Source organism: Rhizobium sp. FY34 (assembly GCF_005222845.1).
Classification (GTDB): Bacteria; Pseudomonadota; Alphaproteobacteria; order Rhizobiales; family Rhizobiaceae; genus Neorhizobium.
Window position 1 is genome coordinate 1 of sequence record NZ_STFZ01000016.1, and the last position, 16612, is coordinate 16612.

Genomic DNA, 16612 nt, shown 5'->3' on the forward strand with positions numbered 1-16612 from the left:
GAGCCTGTAAAACGGACCAGAGCTTTGAGGCCATGATCTATATGGCAGCGGCTGTGATCAACTCACGATGAATCCCCACAGACCCTAGCCGACCGACATACAATTGGTTGTTAAGTATTCCAGTTCCTCGTCGGCGATGTCCCCGGATCGCGGTTCCCTTCAACGTCTGTCCACGCGGACCCGGAATGCCCTAAGATTCAGGATTTCTGCGATGTGGTCGGGACTGGCAAGGTATCACAACAGAGGGGCCTTTCTGTGCTGGCGTCACCAAAGCTGGTCGAACAAGTAAAAGGATGTAGTGGGCGCTCTGGCCCGGCCGAAGTTGCCATCAGCTTCCCCACGACGAATCTCAGCGCCTTCGGAACGAGCCGCTGGTCTCGTTCCGATCGCCTTCGGCGACCGGCGCTTCCGATTAGTCGCGTGGCCCCGCGCTTCGGTGACGCCTGTCCGGCGCGCTCTTCTCACGCGCCTTCGTCGCTGCGGCCATCCCCCTTGCGGGGCATGCCCTTCGAAAGAGCCTATGCGCGCCGGCCATGCGTCAACCCCGGCCTCCGTTTGCGGACGTCAGGTTACACTGGCCGCTGGCCGTCGTGCGTCAGGGCCAGCGCAACTTTCCTATCAAGTGAGCGCGGGTACGGGACAACCGCGCTGACGAGGTCCGGTGGCGACCCTATCACAATGACGCGGTCGGTCGCCCGGGTCACCGCCGTGTAGATCATTGCGCGATCCATGTTCGCGGAAGGCTGCACCGGTATGACGACGTTTTTGAACTGGCTACCCTGCGCTTTGTGGACGCTGATGCAGTATGCAAGCGCCAGCCTGTCGATCTCGCTTGGACCGATCCGGTGCTTCCCGTCTTCGAACTCGGCGACCACAGTATCGGCGTCGAGGCCAACCACGCGGCCCATCGAACCGTTCCAGAGATTCCGATCGTAGTCGTTTACGGTCCAGATACAGGGATCGCCCTCGGCAAAACCGTTCAACGACGGAGCGCCGGCGGCGACCCGTGCGGCATGGAAGTAGGCGTTGATGGCATCAATTCCGGCCGGCCCCGCGTAAACCGAACCGACGACCTGAACTTCCTCGCCTCGAAGGTCGTGCAAAACATCCTCGATCGCGTGGATTACCCCGTTTCCGTTCGCCCGGACGAGGCTGCACCCGCCGCGGCGGGACGCATAGGCATGAAGGTCGGGAACTTCCCCGCCACGAATGGCAACCGACACTTGGGGTATTCCCGTGCTTTCGGTAGCCCTGAGAATGCGTGTCAATTCGGTTTTCGGAATCCGCTTCTCTTCGACAAGCCTGTGAAGTGTCAGACCGAAGCCGATAGGCGGCAACTGAGCGGTGTCGCCGACCAGCAGACAACGCGCTTCCTTCGGCAAATGGAACAGGATAAGGTAGAGGATCGGGAGGTCGAGCATCGACGCCTCGTCGATGATAACCATCGTATGGCGGCCAAGTTCGATCCTCCCGTCCGCCACACCCTTCAGCCAGGACGCGACTGTCTGCGCGTGTTTACCCGTCGCCTCGGCAATTCGCTTGGCAGCCCGTCCGGCTATGGCGAGCTGATAGACTGCCATTCCAAAATTGCGCGCAGTGGCGTTGACCGCTTTCAACGCCGTGGTCTTTCCCACGCCCGCGCCACCGATCAACAACGAGAAGCGATGGCCAATCGCCATCCCAACCGCCTCGCGCTGCTGGTCCGTGAGGGTGCCTCGCGGGTCAAATTCATCGAGGAAGTGAGCTACATCCTTCGCCGTAATCCCGTCGAGGAATAGATCGTTGCCATCGACAGCCGCGATATGCTCCTCGATGCGGGTCTCGATAAAGCGCTCCATATAGGCCGCTCCCGCAGGCTGGTAGCCACCGTCAATCGGTAGCGCAGCGCGGTCGCCTACAGCCGCCTCGAGGGCGCGTTCCGCCTTTTCTACGCTGACGTCCAGACGTTTTGCTGTCTGGGCAACCAGCTCGTCGCGCGGACACCAGGTATGCTTGCGGTCTATCCGATCGTACAGAACCGACTCGACGGCCGCCACCTGTCGCCTGACGTCATTCGCCGGGATGCCAATACCGAAGGCAACACGATCGACCTGACGCCAAGAGCAGATCGTGAGCAATCGATAGGGATTGTCTCTGATCTTCGCCAGGGCGTCGGGACCCCAGAAGTCCACTGCCTTGCGGGCGACCTTGGGATCGATACCGTTCTCGTCGAAGAAGACTACGCAGTCGGCCAGGGCGATCTGGTTGGCCCACGCCTCGACAACGATGGCCGCTTGGTTTCTGTCCAGAACCTCGGCCAGCCGATCGACATCGCCGTCACCGAGGGCCGTATATAGTTCGGTTCCGAAGTGCTTCCAAAGCCGCGCGGCCGTCGCCTTGCCGACACCGGCAAACTCCGGCCGCGAAGACAAGAATTCCACGATGTACCTGCCGCGCGGGATGACGTTCAAGGAATGACCCTCCTGCCCGTCAGCGTTGAATGTTCATACCTGGCGACCTTATGTCGAAGTTCTAAGTTTTCACTTCGTACCGACGCCAACTGCTGTTCGAGCGCTGTTATCCTCGCCTTGTCGCCGCTGTCGTGGGTAGGCTTCTCCGTCGATCTCGGCGGCTCAAGGCCCAAATCTTTGACCGCTTGGATCAGCCGGTTTTCGAAGCGGGCATTCTGGTCGAACGTCTCTCTGTTGAAGCCGCAGGCCGTTGCAACGGCAGTCTTGTTCACCTTGCCGCCACGGCTAGGAAGCTTCAAACCGGCCGCTTGCAGGCGCTCGACATAGGTTTCGAGCTTCGCGTAATTTTCTTCGCTAATCTTCTGAAAACGGTTGAGGCTCATTTCTCCGTACTCCGATCGCGTTCCACCTTGGGCAATGGCATGTTCAAATCGGATTCGGAGAGGCCTTTGCTTCGAGCGTTATACTGCCAGGTCGCGAACTTCTCGTGGAAGCGGTTCCTCTCCGCTTTCAGCACGGCGATCTCCGCCTCGAGCCTGTCTACCCGACCAAGTAATATGGCCAATTCGGTTGAAACCGACGAGGCCGACGGCGTCACTGGCGACGAGCGAAGTCTGTCCTTGGCTTGTTGGAAGGCAGTTCGGATGTTTTCCTGCTTATCCAATCCCTGACGTGTGAAGGGCCGCTTGAGCATGACCCCTACTTGCTCCGTCAGAAGCTCCCAGCTCAACTTTCCCTGCCAAGAGATCAAGAGGCTAACAATCCGTTCGATCTCATCGTCGCTAAGACGCGCCTTCGCCATCGACTAATCCTCCCACATTGCGGCGAGGATGCCATCGGCCTCGGCGTCCTCATCGGAGGGAGCATCATTGCGTCTCGGACGGTGTTCCTTGACCTCTTGTCGGTCGCGAAGAGCCATCGCCACTTCGTTGTCTTGTGAGCCGCCGTCGAGGTTTACAATCGTGCCGTCGGGGATGGATGGATCGTCGTGAATCGCCAGCATCCTGCGCAGCTTCTCGATGCTTATCTCATGTGCCTGAACCCATTTGTCCGCACCGTAGTAGTCGTTCCCTATCGCTTCGACGGCGTCCGCGAGTTGCTTCTCGTTCAACGCCAGACGTTTCGCTACGCGCTCTTTGTGTTTCAGGTCTCCCTTGACGAAGACGTTTTCGGAACAACCGAGGCAATCACCATGGGTCTGGCACGGAAGCAGAGAATAATCGTGGACACAGATACCGAGTTCGGTGACCAGTGCAGCACCAATTTGGGCATCGGCAAACTCGCGGCGGTCGACAGGTCGGTTTACGCCGGTGCCTTTGGCAGCTTCGAACATCGGCCCGATCCCGCTTCCGTCGTCCAGGGCCTCCCTGATCTGGCTTAAAACCTCATCGGACGACACGTGATTGTAGGCTTGGTTCTGCTCGACCTTCCGGCCGCTCCATTTTGCGATATCCAGGTCGCTCAAGCCTTTCAGCTGTGCAACAGTATTGAGCCAATGACGGAAGGAGTGGGTGGTGACCCTGATCGGTTTTCCGTTACGTTCCGTAAATCCCCATCGGTCAAACACTGAGGGTACTCCGTCGAGTCCCGTAAGCCAGCCTTGGAACTTCGGAACGGTGCAAGCTTCGATCATGCAGGGGAACGTCGCTCGATTGCGATGTGCACCGTTGTACGGCAGTAGGATTAGGGTTTCCGAGTAGAGCTGATCGCGGGCGCTGTTGAATTGCGGAAAGTCACGTGGAAGCAGCCCTCGAATGTTTTTTTCAAGGTCTTGGAAGCTGATCTCGTCGATATTGCCTCGTCGGGAAGTCACGGTTCTCCATCTGAGCCTTTGGTCCCTGACATACTGATTGGCCGCTGTTCGGCGAGACAATCCGTTAAGCGCCATTAGGTCGCTCTTCGCGATCCACTCCAAGCCGCGCAGATGCGAGAAAGCCTCAGGTAGCCAAATCCCATCGGAATATGCCTCGTACCAAGCCGCGACCGCTCTGGGTTCGCCACAAAGCGACCTAAGCCGCTCGACGGCTTGCTGCACTATGGATGCCATGACGGAGGGGACCCACTTCACCTGTGGTGGGTTGCCTTTCCCAGGATAGACGCGAATGCCATAAGCTTCCACCATCTCACCCGTCTCTGGATTTCGGGCTTTTTCATACACCTCGCAATCGAGACGAAGCTGAAGCACCTCATGCGCTCTTATCGGTATCGACACGCAAATTGCACAGATTGAGGAGAACAGTCGGTCAACGAAGGTATCTGCGTTCCTGAAGACATGGGCGAGCGCATGGTATGCCTCTGGGCTAGGAAGCTTCTCATCGCGCCATGCTTTGGCCTCCTGTCCGAGAACCTCGGTCTTGTCCTTCGGTTTTTTAATCCCGTGCTTCCACTGAAACGGAGCGTTCAGGAATCTGCGCTCCATACAGAACCGGTGAACCTGTTGGATGTAAATCGCGAACTGGTAGTGACGTCCGGCTCCGACGCCGTCCCTCGCCATCGCGACGGCAGTATTGAGCACAAAGACGTTCAGATTTTCGATGACGGGTTCGGTTCGCAGAGACCTGAAGGCCGCCTCGATGAACTGTAATGCATAAAGCCGCTTCACTGTGTTTTCGAACACCACGGGGGCCGACGAGTGCAGGTACCGGATGTAGGCCTTGGCAAACTCCTTTATACCGTCCGCGAGCGGCGCGCCGCTGACGACCTCCTGCCTATTGGTCACTGTGGAACCCAGGTTGTAAAACGCCAGAACGCGGCTGTCTCTGTTCTGACCCTTCGTGACGAACGATGCACCGACCTCCCATAGGTCCCCCGGCCACGCGTCTTTGGGGGTCAATACGTCGAGCGCCTTGGCGAGAGCGATGAAGGTATGCACACGGTCTGCGGGATACTCGAGACCAGTTGCTACCAGCTTAACGACGTTCCCGGTCACGCGGCCACCTCACCGCTAATTTCTCTTTTGACGGCACAGAGCTGGATGACCTCGGCCGCCGCTAGGATGGTTCGGTCCCTTATCGTGTAAATCTTGGGGGAATATCCTTCCGCTTCCATCCGGTCGCGGTCGGCGATCAGCGCCGCCATGAACTCCTCGTGCGGGCCGTCGATCCACGGTTGGAAATGGCGACAGGTGTAGCAGGCGAACGGGGCGGCCAGACCGCAAAAGCTCATCTGACCACACGTCCCGAGCGCCTCCGCCACGTTGTTGAGAGACCTGTCAAAGATACGGCTGGAGCAATCGCCACCCCGCCGCGCTTCCTGTTCGGTGGTGACTACGACGCCGGCGAACGCGTGCGCAAGCGGTGCCATCTCCATCGCTAGGTGACGATCGAGACGGAGGACCATCGCGGGGCTGGCTTCGAAGTAGACTTCGACGTTTTGCGTATCCGAATGATCGAGAAGCTCGGCGACCGTATGCTTGTCCTTGCCGTCGTCCACGGCGCGCTGGGCCAAGGTGATGCGGAACCTGCGTGCGTTCGTCTTGAGCCCCGTTATTTGGCCAATCGTATTGTTCACAACCCTGCCGATCTCGCCTGAGGTGACATGGTAACGCAGTCCAGGAAGCCTTCCTTCGCGGTAAGCAAAGAACATCGGACTCTCGTTTTCTTGGAGGCCAAAACGTTTGCGGCGATGCTTGTTGTTGTCGATAACGCGCTCCAGCAGGTTGCCCACCTGCTTGCCGCAATAGCGGGTTTTGAACGAATCTCTTGCCTTCTGACCATGCTGCTTCGCCCGAGGCATGCGGAGCGCATATTGACGTCCCTCATCACCTTCGGAGACAAGAAGGTCCTTCTCTTTCAGAGCTGCGATCTGGATCGGGCGTGGGCCGTAGGCAAGGAACAGCCAGGTGATTGCGAAGGCGTCGAGGTCGATCTCTCCTTTCGCGTAGGCATCGTTCAACGCCGACTGGATCGTGAGAAGTTCGGTATCGGTGAACGCGCCTTTCTCGGGATCACGCGTCCGTATCGAGGTCCCCTTGATATTTCCGCGGATGGTCGCGGCGGTGAGGTACTCAAGCGCGTCATTCGACGCGATGCCGAACCCGAGATTTTCCATGTCGCTCAGCAAAATGCGAACGACAGCGAGTTTCCACTCGGTTGCGGCGTTGAGGCGGCTCTTCAACGTCAAGATATGAGAGAGTTCGATCCTGTCGTGAACAGTATCGGAGTCTTGTAAGACTACCCGATAGAAACGAAAAAATTGGTTGTGCAGGTTGCTCGAATGCGAGAACGATTTGTTCTGCAATGAGATAGTCAGTGCCCATTTCAACCGATGGACCATTCTCCTTGAAAGCCTGTCGAAGATGCCGAACTTCATTCGCTCGCTATGAGTTAGCCCGCCCACGGGCCAGACGTCATCGTTAGGATGGAACTCGATACCCTCAAGCGTCGTCGCGGTCGACGGCAGCGGTGGCTGTAGCTCGGTTTGATCGACTTTCTGACGCACAGTCATGGGTTTTGCCCTTCGGTTTTGACGCTAATATCAAGCTTGTTGTGCATTTTCCGGAGGACCTCGTTGGACCTGCGGGCGACGGTTCGACGGAGGTAAAACTTCGCAGAAGCCTCGTCCCTCCAACCCATGATCCTCCGCCGCCACTTCACCTCGTCCTGTTCCGAGATACCGTTTCTGTCGACATAATCGGAAAAGGTCTCGTTCCATGAATGCCTGAGGACATGCGGCGTGACGTCACCAGGCAATCCGGGAACGCGCTCCCGAAGCACCTCGAACATCTTGTTGACGTTCGAGGGGGACATGGCCGCGCCGGTAGGAATGCTGAGGATCAGGAACTGTCCCTCTGCCTTCTTGGCACCTGGCAATTTCGAGCGATGGTGGACAATCCACTCGTAGACGAGCTGCGTAGTCCGAGGGCTAAGCTCGAGCTTGCGGGCAGCGGTTTTCGTGCTCGCTCCCGGCGCTATGCGCCTGTCGAGGACGTTGTCTGGACGACGATGGATGGTGATGTAGCCTCTTGGACCCGTCACATCGCAGTCGCCGACCATGATCCCGAGAAGTTCCCCGCGCCGGATGCCCAGTTCGATCAGTAGCCTGATCATTACGAAATTGCGGAAACGGACTGTACGTTCAAACGGATTGTCCGGGTGGTCCGGATCGATGACCGCGCGGAGCCGCACCAGCACTTCCGGATCAAGCCCCTCCCGCTGGCCGACATCGTCGCGGTTTCGCTTCCGTAGGCCGCGGGCATGGGTGGCGAGTTTGCTCAGGCATTCGTCCCGCATATCGCGGTATAGAGCCCACCGCTCTGGCCAAGCCTGGAGACGTGAAAGATGGTCCGAGCTGGTGAACTCGAGAAATGACCGAATGACACTCAGTCGATTGCCCTTCTCGCCCGACTTGACGCCACCTGTCGGCATGTGACCACTTGGCGTGATCACGTTTGACGCTCGGCGATGAAGTGCGGACAGTAGATCGTCAAGGGACCAACCACACGCGTTTACGAGGTCGATGACCTCTGAGAGCTCGAGGAACGTTCCCTCCTGCAGGCGCTCTCCGATGTCGATACCGCGCAAGTCCGCCCAGAGGTAAAAAACCATAAGGGAACGAAGTTCATTGAAGAGTGTGTTTGGCTGAACTCCAAGCGCCCGTCGGTGGGCGGTAGTCCAAAAACTCGGAGCGTCGATTGGAACGCCGGTAGACGCCCGGACAAGGAAGGGCATCCGCTCGCCATTGGAGAAGCGGGACCAACGAACAATAAATGGACTTTCGTTCTTCATTGATACGGATGTCGGCCGCATGCCGTCCAATGATGGTCGAAACCGACGAAACTGGGTCAGGTTCAGCCATCATTAGACGGTATGCGGTCGACATGTATCAGCTAGAATGCTTATCCGGGAATTGCTTCCTTTTCAACCGGAAGCAACAACACAAATCGACACTGTAATTTTGCAAAACTGGCCACTACTCACCTGACGAAAATGAGGCCAACTGGCATAAAAAGGTGCAACTCCGATTAACGCAGCTTATTCAGAGAGATCGGCTGTCTAATTTACAAAACGCCGACCACTCTCTGCTAGAAGGGAATGTCGTCGTCCAGGTCCCGCGCAAAACCGCCGCCGGAACCACCAGCCGACGCGCCGCCACGACCGGAACCGGAGCTTGCCGGCGCACGATCGTAATCGTCGCCATAACCGCCTCCAAAATCTCCGCCGCCGCCAGCCGGTGCACCGCGGCCTCCGCCGAAATTGCCGCCGCCCTGGCCCGCTCCGTCACCGCGACCGCCGAGCATGGTCAGCGTCGAGTTGAAGCCCTGCAGCACGACTTCCGTCGAATAACGGTCATTGCCGGTCTGATCCTGCCACTTGCGGGTCTGCAACTGACCTTCGATGTAAACGGTCGAGCCCTTTTTCAGATACTGCTCGGCGACCTTGCAGAGACCTTCATTGAAGATCACCACCGTGTGCCATTCCGTCTTCTCTTTGCGCTCGCCGCTGTTGCGGTCGCGCCAGCTTTCAGACGTTGCAATGCGCAGATTGGCGATCGGACGACCATCCTGCGTCCGGCGGATTTCGGGGTCTGCCCCGAGATTGCCGATCAAAATAACCTTGTTGACGCTGCCAGCCATTCTCTCACCTTGTCTGCCGCCGCACGCGGCACCTCAAAAATTGTCATTGGCACCAGTGTAGACCATCCCTCCCGCCTCCGGGCCGGTTGCTTCGTTAATCCACAGCCAAAATCGAAAGGCGAAATTTGTTCTTTATTTGTTCTAGTATTTCCCTATGATCCTGTCAACGGGATGCAGCGTAGCACCGAGTCGAAAGCAGCCCCGCCACCATTCTGACCTCGACACGCGCCGAGGGATGACTAAATAAGGGGCTTGTCCTCCCAAAGAGCCAATTTCACGATGAGCGAACTCAAGACGATTTCCATTCGCGGTGCCCGCGAGCATAACCTCAAGGGCATCGATCTCGACCTGCCCCGCAACAGTCTGATCGTGATGACCGGCCTTTCCGGATCGGGCAAGTCTTCGCTTGCCTTCGATACGATCTATGCCGAGGGGCAGCGACGTTATGTCGAGAGCCTGTCGGCCTATGCGCGCCAGTTTCTCGAAATGATGCAGAAGCCGGATGTCGACCAGATCGATGGCCTGTCTCCCGCCATTTCCATCGAGCAGAAGACCACTTCGAAGAACCCCCGTTCGACCGTCGGCACGGTCACGGAAATCTACGACTATATGCGCCTGCTGTTTGCTCGCGTCGGCGTGCCCTATTCGCCGGCGACGGGCCTTCCGATCGAGAGCCAGACGGTCAGCCAGATGGTCGATCGGGTGCTGGCTTTCGGGGACGGAACCCGGCTTTATATTCTGGCGCCGCTCGTGCGTGGCCGCAAGGGCGAGTATAAGAAGGAACTGGCGGAGCTTATGAAAAAGGGCTTCCAGCGCGTCAAGATCGACGGGCAGTTCTACGAGATTGCCGAGGCCCCGACGCTCGACAAGAAATACAAGCACGATATCGACGTGGTCGTCGACCGCGTCGTGGTGCGCAGTGATATCGGCGCACGCCTTGCCGACAGTCTGGAAACCTGCCTGAAGCTCGCCGATGGTCTGGCCGTTGCCGAATTTGCAGACAAGCCGCTGCCGCCGGAGGAAACCTCGGCTGGCGGATCGGCCAACAAATCCTTGAACGAAACGCATGAGCGCGTGCTGTTTTCGGAAAAGTTCGCCTGCCCCGTCTCCGGCTTCACCATTCCGGAAGTCGAGCCGCGGCTGTTTTCCTTCAACAACCCGTTCGGCGCCTGCCCCACCTGTGATGGCCTCGGCGCCCAACAGAAAGTGGATCAGAACCTTATCGTGCCGGAACAGGACCGCACGCTGAAGGATGGCGCCATTGCGCCCTGGGCGAAATCCACCTCGCCCTATTACAATCAGACGCTGGAAGGCCTGGGCAAGGTTTTTGGCTTCAAACTATCCGACCGCTGGTCGAAATTGTCCGATGCGGCCAGACACGCGATCCTGCATGGCACCGAGGACAAGATCGAATTCCACTATGTGGACGGCGCACGCGCCTACAAGACGGAAAAGACCTTTGAAGGCATCGTGCCCAATCTCGAACGTCGCTGGAAGGAAACCGACAGCGCCTGGGCCCGCGAAGAAATCGAACGCTACATGTCGGCAGCCCCCTGCCCGGCCTGCAAGGGCTATCGCCTGAAGCCGGAAGCGCTGGCCGTGAAGATAGACACGCTGCATATCGGCCAGGTGACCGAAATGTCGATCAAGCTGGCGCGTGATTGGTTTGAAACACTGCCGGAAAAGCTTTCTGACAAGCAGAACGAGATCGCCGTGCGCATCCTCAAGGAGATCCGCGACCGGCTGCGCTTCCTGAATGATGTCGGCCTTGATTATTTGAGCCTGTCGCGCGCTTCCGGCACGCTGTCTGGCGGCGAAAGCCAGCGCATCCGGCTCGCCTCGCAGATCGGCTCGGGCCTCACCGGCGTTCTTTACGTCCTCGATGAGCCATCGATCGGTCTGCACCAGCGCGACAATGCAAGGCTTCTGGAAACGCTGAAACATCTGCGCGACATCGGCAATACGGTGCTGGTGGTGGAGCATGACGAGGATGCGATCATGACCGCCGATTATGTCGTCGATATCGGTCCGGCGGCCGGCATTCATGGCGGCCAGGTGATTGCCGAAGGCACACCGAGCCAGGTCATGGCCAACCCCAATTCACTGACCGGAAAATATCTCTCCGGTGAACTGGGCGTGGCTGTTCCGTCCGAGCGGCGAAAGCCGAAGAAGGGCAAGGAAATCAAGGTTGTCGGCGCACGCGGCAACAATCTGAAGAATGTCACGGCAGCCGTTCCGCTCGGCCTGTTTACCGCGGTCACCGGTGTGTCCGGCGGCGGCAAGTCCACCTTCCTCATCGAAACGCTGTACAAGGCCGCCGCCCGGCGCGTCATGGGCGCGCGCGAAATCCCGGCAGAGCACGAACGCATCGATGGTCTCGAATTCATCGACAAGGTGATCGATATCGATCAGTCGCCGATCGGGCGCACGCCGCGCTCCAACCCGGCCACCTACACCGGTGCATTCACGCCGATCCGCGACTGGTTTTCCGGGCTGCCGGAAGCCAAGGCGCGCGGGTACCAGCCGGGCCGTTTTTCGTTCAACGTCAAGGGCGGGCGTTGCGAGGCCTGCCAGGGCGATGGCGTGATCAAGATCGAGATGCATTTCCTGCCGGACGTCTATGTCACCTGTGATGTCTGCCACGGCAAGCGCTACAATCGCGAGACGCTGGATGTGACTTTCAAGGGTAAGTCTATCGCCGACGTGCTCGACATGACGGTCGAGGAAGGCGTGGAGTTTTTCTCGGCGGTGCCGGCGGTGCGCGACAAGCTGCAGGCCCTGTTTGATGTTGGTCTCGGCTATATCAAGGTCGGCCAGCAGGCGAATACGCTGTCGGGCGGCGAGGCGCAGCGCGTCAAGCTCGCCAAGGAACTGTCAAAGCGTGCGACAGGCCGCACACTCTACATTCTCGATGAGCCGACGACCGGTCTGCATTTCCACGATGTCGCCAAGCTCCTGGAAATGCTGCACGAACTTGTCGATCAGGGCAATTCCGTCGTCGTCATTGAGCACAATCTCGAAGTTATCAAGACTGCCGACTGGGTGATCGATATCGGCCCGGAAGGTGGCACCGGTGGCGGCGAAATCGTCGCCTGTGGTACGCCGGAAGATGTGGTGAAGGAGAAGCGCTCCTATACGGGCCATTTCCTCAAGGAGCTTCTGCACAGGCGTCCGGTCAAGAAGGTGCAAGCGGCGGAGTGATCCGCCTCTACCACAGGCGCTGCACCGGAAACTCATTAAAGGCCGTGCCGGCGCTTACCAGAACAAGCTCTTCGCAATAGGCCTGTGCTGCGAGGAGCCGATCGAAGGGATCTTTGTGGCGCATGGAAAAGCGGCCAGCGAGAAGGGCGTGATTGTGAGCGATCGGGAGAAGCCGAAAGTTCTCCGCAAGAACGAGCGTTTCAAAGTTTTCGGCAATAGGTTTGACATCTGGCCACTTGCCGATCCGGTATTTGGTTGCAATCTCGAATGCCGATATCGTGCTGACAGCCACGTTGTTGTCGGGTTCGGAAATCAGGTCCCGACATTTCTGGCCAAGTCTTACGTCGTCAAACAGCCACCACACCAGAGCATGGGTGTCGAGCAGTAGGTTGATTTTCCGTTGTCACCCGGAAACGAATACTTCCCCTCGCAGGCCTCCAACTCGTCCTCAGACATAGGCTCAAGGAAGAGGTCTGGCGGCAATCTGTCGCGAAGATGGGCCAGGGCACCGGGGCGGCGGGGCTGTTGCTGCTCATTGCTGTTGCCAACCACCGCCACGAGCTTTGCAATCGGCGCATTCTGGCGCGCAAGCAGGATTTCCTCGCCGGCCTCGACGCGGTCTATCAGTCTGGAGAGTTCGGTATCAGCTTCCAGCACGCGGATCACAGTCATCGGCAGACCTCTGATGTTCCGGCCCATCCTAGCATTTTCAGCCCACAGTCTCAACGGGCGGCGTCAGGCAGAGATCAACGAATAGAGAGCCGAAAGTGCCGACGGGATATGGGTGATCAGCGTTTCGGCTGTCAGGCCGCGACGGGCGTGAAATCCTGCCTCGCCATGCAGCCAGACACCGGCGGCAGCCGCCTCGAAGGCCGGCATGCCTTGTGCCATCAGTGCGCCGATCATGCCGGCCAGCACATCGCCTGATCCAGCCGTCGCAAGATCGGCCGGTGCATGCACATTGATGAGCGCCCGGCCATCGGGTGCTGCAATCACCGTATCTGCCCCCTTGTAGACGATGACCGCATGTGAGCGGGCGGCGGCGGCCTGCGCCTTTTCCACCTTGCCCAGCATCCGGTCCGCGGCAAGATCGGCAAAGAGACGGCCGAATTCTCCCTCATGCGGCGTCATCACCAGGCGCAGCTCGCCCTCGCGAAACAGGTTGAACAATGCGTCTGGCTGAGGTGCAAAGGATGTGATCGCATCGGCATCCAGAACCACGGGACGGTTTGCGATCTGCTCGACAAAGCGACAGGCTCTGTCGCCTATGCCGAAACCCGGTCCGATAACGAAGGCTGAAAGTTTGCCGCTCTGCAGCCAGGCGTCAAGCGAGGCCGCGTCATCGACCTGGCGCAGCATGATGGCGGTGAGTGTCGCCGCCTGGGTGCCAAGCGCATCGCCGGGCGCGCCGATGGTGACGAGGCCTGCACCGGTAGTCAGAGCCGCCTCAGCCGACAGCCGTGCTGCACCCGTCTGCCAAGCTCCGCCGCTGAACACGCCGAGATGGCCGCGCCGGTATTTGTGGCTCTCGCCGGTCACCTGCGGCAAATGGGAGGCCCAGGCAGAAGGCGTGTTGACGCCGATTATACCAGCACAGGCGGTGATGATCCGCCCCGGAATGCCGATATCAAAGACATCTACCTGCCCGCACAATTCCCGGCCAGGCATCAGCAGGTGACCGGGTTTTTTCGCCATGAAGGTGACGGTGCGCTCCGCCCGGAAGGACCGGCCCAGTACCATGCCGCGCCGCCCGCACAGGCCCGATGGCAGATCGATGGCCAGAACCGGCAGCCGTGCCTCGAAAACCCGGTCCATCACCTCCGCCACAGCGTCCGGCACGGCCCGCGACAAGCCAGCGCCAAACAGCGCGTCGATGATGATGTCACCCTTTTCCGGCGTAAACTCTGATAGAGGCCAAACGGCAACCGGGCAGAGGTCGAAGGCGCGCAAAGCATCGCCCTTGAGGTCTGCCCTATCGCCCAGCGCAAAGGCGGCAACAGGCACCCCGCTTTCATAAAGTGCGCGCGCTGCCACATAGCCATCGCCGCCATTATTGCCCGGCCCACATAACACAACGTGCCGCAATGCGCCTGGATAGGCCGCAAGCGCTGCGGCAGCAACCGCGCGCCCTGCCCTGTCCATAAGGTCGAAGGAGTTGAGGCCGGATGCCGCAGCCGCCGCATCGGCTGCCGTCATTTCGTCCGGCGTTAGAAGAATTGTCGCATTTTCAAACATGTGCCCATTCAAGCGCAGTCAGGATAAAAAACAAGCCGCATTTTTCTCGCTCAGAGTGATGGTTTAAAAGGCAAATGCACAATTTATGGACTTAAAATTCAACGTCACCAAGATTGTCTGATCTTCGCTGTGTCGTGACATTCACACCTCTTGCCATGGACCGTGGGAAACCATAGCCTGCAATGCGGCACACGAGGCAGGGTGCGCAAAGCTGGGAATAGTACCAAGGCGTTTCTGGTAAACTGGGCAGGGGTTTGGCACGATACCTGCATTACGAGGGATGAACGGGCATCAGCCGGTTCCCAAGGGAGAAGCGGAGAGACATTTTCTCATGAAAAAGATCGAAGCGATCATTAAGCCTTTCAAACTGGACGAAGTTAAGGAAGCGCTTCAAGAGGTCGGACTGCAGGGTATCACCGTGACGGAAGCCAAAGGCTTCGGTCGCCAGAAGGGACATACCGAACTGTATCGCGGTGCAGAATATGTCGTGGACTTTCTGCCTAAGGTGAAGGTTGAAGTCGTACTGGCCGACGAGAACGTCGATGCCGTGATCGACGCAATCCGCAATGCCGCTCAGACTGGACGCATCGGCGACGGCAAGATATTCGTGTCCAACGTTGAGGAAGTCGTCCGTATCCGGACCGGCGAAACCGGCGTAGACGCAATCTGAACAAAAGCCCGGCCGCCAAGAACCGGGCATCACACCATGATTTTTTATCCAAGGGAGAGACCATGACGACCGCAAGCGACATCATGAAACAGATCAAGGAGAACGACGTCAAGTTCGTCGATCTGCGCTTCACCGACCCCAAGGGCAAGCTTCAGCACGTCACCATGGACGTGGTTGCAGTTGACGAGGACATGTTCGCCGATGGCGTCATGTTCGACGGCTCTTCGATCGGCGGCTGGAAGGCCATCAATGAATCCGACATGGTGCTGATGCCGGATCCTGCAACTGTGCACATGGACCCGTTCTTCGCACAGTCGACCATGGTCGTCATCTGCGACATTCTCGATCCGATCTCGGGCGAAGCCTATAACCGCGACCCGCGCGGCACTGCAAAGAAGGCCGAAGCCTATCTGAAGGCGTCGGGCATCGGCGATACGATCTTCGTCGGCCCGGAACCGGAATTCTTCGTCTTTGACGATGTGAAGTACAAGGCTGATCCTTTCAATACCGGCTTCAAGCTCGATTCGTCGGAACTTCCGTCGAACGACGATACCGATTATGAAACCGGCAATCTCGGCCACCGTCCGCGCGTCAAGGGCGGCTATTTCCCGGTTCCGCCGATCGACAGCCTTCAGGACATGCGTTCCGAAATGCTGACGGTTCTGTCGGAAATGGGCGTCGTCGTCGAAAAGCATCACCACGAAGTTGCGTCTGCCCAGCACGAGCTTGGCGTGAAGTTCGACACGCTGGTGCGCAATGCAGACAAGATGCAGATCTACAAATATGTAGTGCATCAGGTCGCCAATGCCTATGGCAAGACGGCAACCTTCATGCCGAAGCCGGTTTATGGCGATAACGGCTCGGGCATGCACGTGCACCAGTCGATCTGGAAAGACGGCAAGCCAACCTTTGCCGGTGATGAATATGCCGGCCTGTCGGAAAGCTGCCTCTATTACATCGGCGGCATCATCAAGCATGCCAAGGCTATCAACGCCTTCACCAACCCGACGACCAATTCATACAAGCGTCTGGTCCCCGGTTATGAAGCACCGGTTCTGCTCGCCTATTCCGCGCGCAACCGCTCTGCCTCCTGCCGCATTCCGTTCGGCACAGGCCCCAAGGCAAAGCGCGTGGAAGTTCGCTTCCCCGATCCGGCCCAGAACCCCTATCTCGGTTTTGCCGCCATGCTGATGGCCGGCCTCGACGGCATCAAGAATAAGATCCATCCGGGCAAGGCCATGGACAAGGATCTCTACGATCTGCCGCCGAAGGAGTTGAAGAAGATCCCGACCGTCTGCGGATCTCTGCGCGAAGCGCTGGACAGCCTCGACAAGGATCGCAAGTTCCTGACCGCCGGCGGCGTGTTCGATGACGACCAGATCGATGCCTATATCGAACTGAAGATGCAGGAAGTCATGCGTTTCGAAATGACCCCGCATCCGGTCGAATTCGATATGTACTATTCTTGCTGATCGGCTCTTA

The 16612-nt window shown here is 58.5% G+C and carries 13 protein-coding genes; 3 read left to right on the top strand and 10 right to left on the bottom strand.

All coding sequences use genetic code 11. The annotated features are described in order from the left end of the window. Window positions 1-569: 569 nt before the first annotated feature. From E8M77_RS13490 to E8M77_RS13520, 7 genes are all read right to left on the bottom strand, one after another. Window positions 570-2450 carry an AAA family ATPase gene (locus E8M77_RS13490; protein WP_137131166.1) on the bottom strand — a complete coding sequence of 627 codons (1881 nt, stop codon included), beginning with the start codon at window positions 2448-2450 and terminating at the stop codon, window positions 570-572. Then, entirely contained in the window at window positions 2447-2833 is a 387-nt protein-coding gene (locus E8M77_RS13495; protein ID WP_137131167.1) for a hypothetical protein, read from the bottom strand. The genes E8M77_RS13490 and E8M77_RS13495 overlap by 4 nt, the downstream gene beginning before the upstream one ends. Beyond that, window positions 2830-3252 carry a hypothetical protein gene (locus tag E8M77_RS13500; protein WP_137131168.1) on the bottom strand — a complete coding sequence of 141 codons (423 nt, stop codon included), beginning with the start codon at window positions 3250-3252 and terminating at the stop codon, window positions 2830-2832. The genes E8M77_RS13495 and E8M77_RS13500 overlap by 4 nt, the downstream gene beginning before the upstream one ends. 3 nt (window positions 3253-3255) lie before the next feature. After that, the gene (locus E8M77_RS13505; protein ID WP_137131169.1) at window positions 3256-5379 is read right to left on the bottom strand and encodes a hypothetical protein; all 2124 of its coding nucleotides are present in this window, start codon (window positions 5377-5379) and stop codon (window positions 3256-3258) included. Then, window positions 5376-6896: a site-specific integrase gene (locus E8M77_RS13510; RefSeq protein WP_137131170.1), complete on the bottom strand. Its 1521-nt coding sequence runs from the start codon at window positions 6894-6896 to the stop codon at window positions 5376-5378. Before E8M77_RS13510 ends, E8M77_RS13505 begins: the two co-directional genes overlap by 4 nt. After that, window positions 6893-8176 (bottom strand): site-specific integrase, encoded by a 1284-nt coding sequence (locus tag E8M77_RS13515; RefSeq protein ID WP_170975874.1) that lies wholly within the window; start codon window positions 8174-8176, stop codon window positions 6893-6895. Before E8M77_RS13515 ends, E8M77_RS13510 begins: the two co-directional genes overlap by 4 nt. Window positions 8177-8472: 296 nt before the next feature. Next, window positions 8473-9024 (bottom strand): single-stranded DNA-binding protein, encoded by a 552-nt coding sequence (locus tag E8M77_RS13520; protein ID WP_137131172.1) that lies wholly within the window; start codon window positions 9022-9024, stop codon window positions 8473-8475. 279 nt (window positions 9025-9303) lie between these two features. Between E8M77_RS13520 and uvrA the strand changes: the two genes are divergently transcribed. Then, window positions 9304-12225 (top strand): excinuclease ABC subunit UvrA, encoded by a 2922-nt coding sequence (uvrA, locus tag E8M77_RS13525; protein ID WP_137131173.1) that lies wholly within the window; start codon window positions 9304-9306, stop codon window positions 12223-12225. Between the two features lie 7 nt (window positions 12226-12232). Here the strand turns inward: uvrA and E8M77_RS13530 are convergent, their stop codons facing one another. The 3 genes from E8M77_RS13530 to E8M77_RS13540 all read right to left on the bottom strand — a co-directional run bounded on the left by E8M77_RS13530 (window position 12233) and on the right by E8M77_RS13540 (window position 14460). Continuing rightward, window positions 12233-12589: a type II toxin-antitoxin system VapC family toxin gene (locus tag E8M77_RS13530; protein WP_246659257.1), complete on the bottom strand. Its 357-nt coding sequence runs from the start codon at window positions 12587-12589 to the stop codon at window positions 12233-12235. Then, complete coding sequence (locus E8M77_RS13535) at window positions 12565-12897, bottom strand: prevent-host-death protein (protein ID WP_137131175.1); 333 nt, start codon at window positions 12895-12897, stop codon at window positions 12565-12567. Before E8M77_RS13535 ends, E8M77_RS13530 begins: the two co-directional genes overlap by 25 nt. Before the next feature lie 63 nt (window positions 12898-12960). Continuing rightward, the gene (locus E8M77_RS13540) at window positions 12961-14460 is read right to left on the bottom strand and encodes an NAD(P)H-hydrate dehydratase (RefSeq protein WP_137131176.1); all 1500 of its coding nucleotides are present in this window, start codon (window positions 14458-14460) and stop codon (window positions 12961-12963) included. 331 nt (window positions 14461-14791) lie between these two features. Between E8M77_RS13540 and E8M77_RS13545 the strand changes: the two genes are divergently transcribed. Next, window positions 14792-15130 carry a P-II family nitrogen regulator gene (locus E8M77_RS13545; RefSeq protein WP_062554525.1) on the top strand — a complete coding sequence of 113 codons (339 nt, stop codon included), beginning with the start codon at window positions 14792-14794 and terminating at the stop codon, window positions 15128-15130. A 62-nt stretch (window positions 15131-15192) separates the two neighbouring features. Then, window positions 15193-16602 (top strand): type I glutamate--ammonia ligase, encoded by a 1410-nt coding sequence (glnA, locus tag E8M77_RS13550; RefSeq protein ID WP_137131177.1) that lies wholly within the window; start codon window positions 15193-15195, stop codon window positions 16600-16602. Window positions 16603-16612 lie beyond the last annotated feature (10 nt).

Excerpts from the sequence above, each read along its gene's own strand:
- E8M77_RS13495 (WP_137131167.1), bottom strand. The coding sequence starts at position 2,833 with ATGAGCCTCAACCGTTTTCAGAAGATTAGCGAAGAAAATTACGCGAAG.
- E8M77_RS13500 (WP_137131168.1), bottom strand. The coding sequence starts at position 3,252 with ATGGCGAAGGCGCGTCTTAGCGACGATGAGATCGAACGGATTGTTAGC.
- E8M77_RS13510 (WP_137131170.1), bottom strand. The coding sequence starts at position 6,896 with ATGACTGTGCGTCAGAAAGTCGATCAAACCGAGCTACAGCCACCGCTG.
- E8M77_RS13515 (WP_170975874.1), bottom strand. The coding sequence starts at position 8,176 with ATGAAGAACGAAAGTCCATTTATTGTTCGTTGGTCCCGCTTCTCCAAT.
- E8M77_RS13520 (WP_137131172.1), bottom strand. The coding sequence starts at position 9,024 with ATGGCTGGCAGCGTCAACAAGGTTATTTTGATCGGCAATCTCGGGGCA.
- uvrA (WP_137131173.1), top strand. The coding sequence starts at position 9,304 with ATGAGCGAACTCAAGACGATTTCCATTCGCGGTGCCCGCGAGCATAAC.
- E8M77_RS13535 (WP_137131175.1), bottom strand. The coding sequence starts at position 12,897 with ATGACTGTGATCCGCGTGCTGGAAGCTGATACCGAACTCTCCAGACTG.
- E8M77_RS13540 (WP_137131176.1), bottom strand. The coding sequence starts at position 14,460 with ATGTTTGAAAATGCGACAATTCTTCTAACGCCGGACGAAATGACGGCA.
- E8M77_RS13545 (WP_062554525.1), top strand. The coding sequence starts at position 14,792 with ATGAAAAAGATCGAAGCGATCATTAAGCCTTTCAAACTGGACGAAGTT.
- glnA (WP_137131177.1), top strand. The coding sequence starts at position 15,193 with ATGACGACCGCAAGCGACATCATGAAACAGATCAAGGAGAACGACGTC.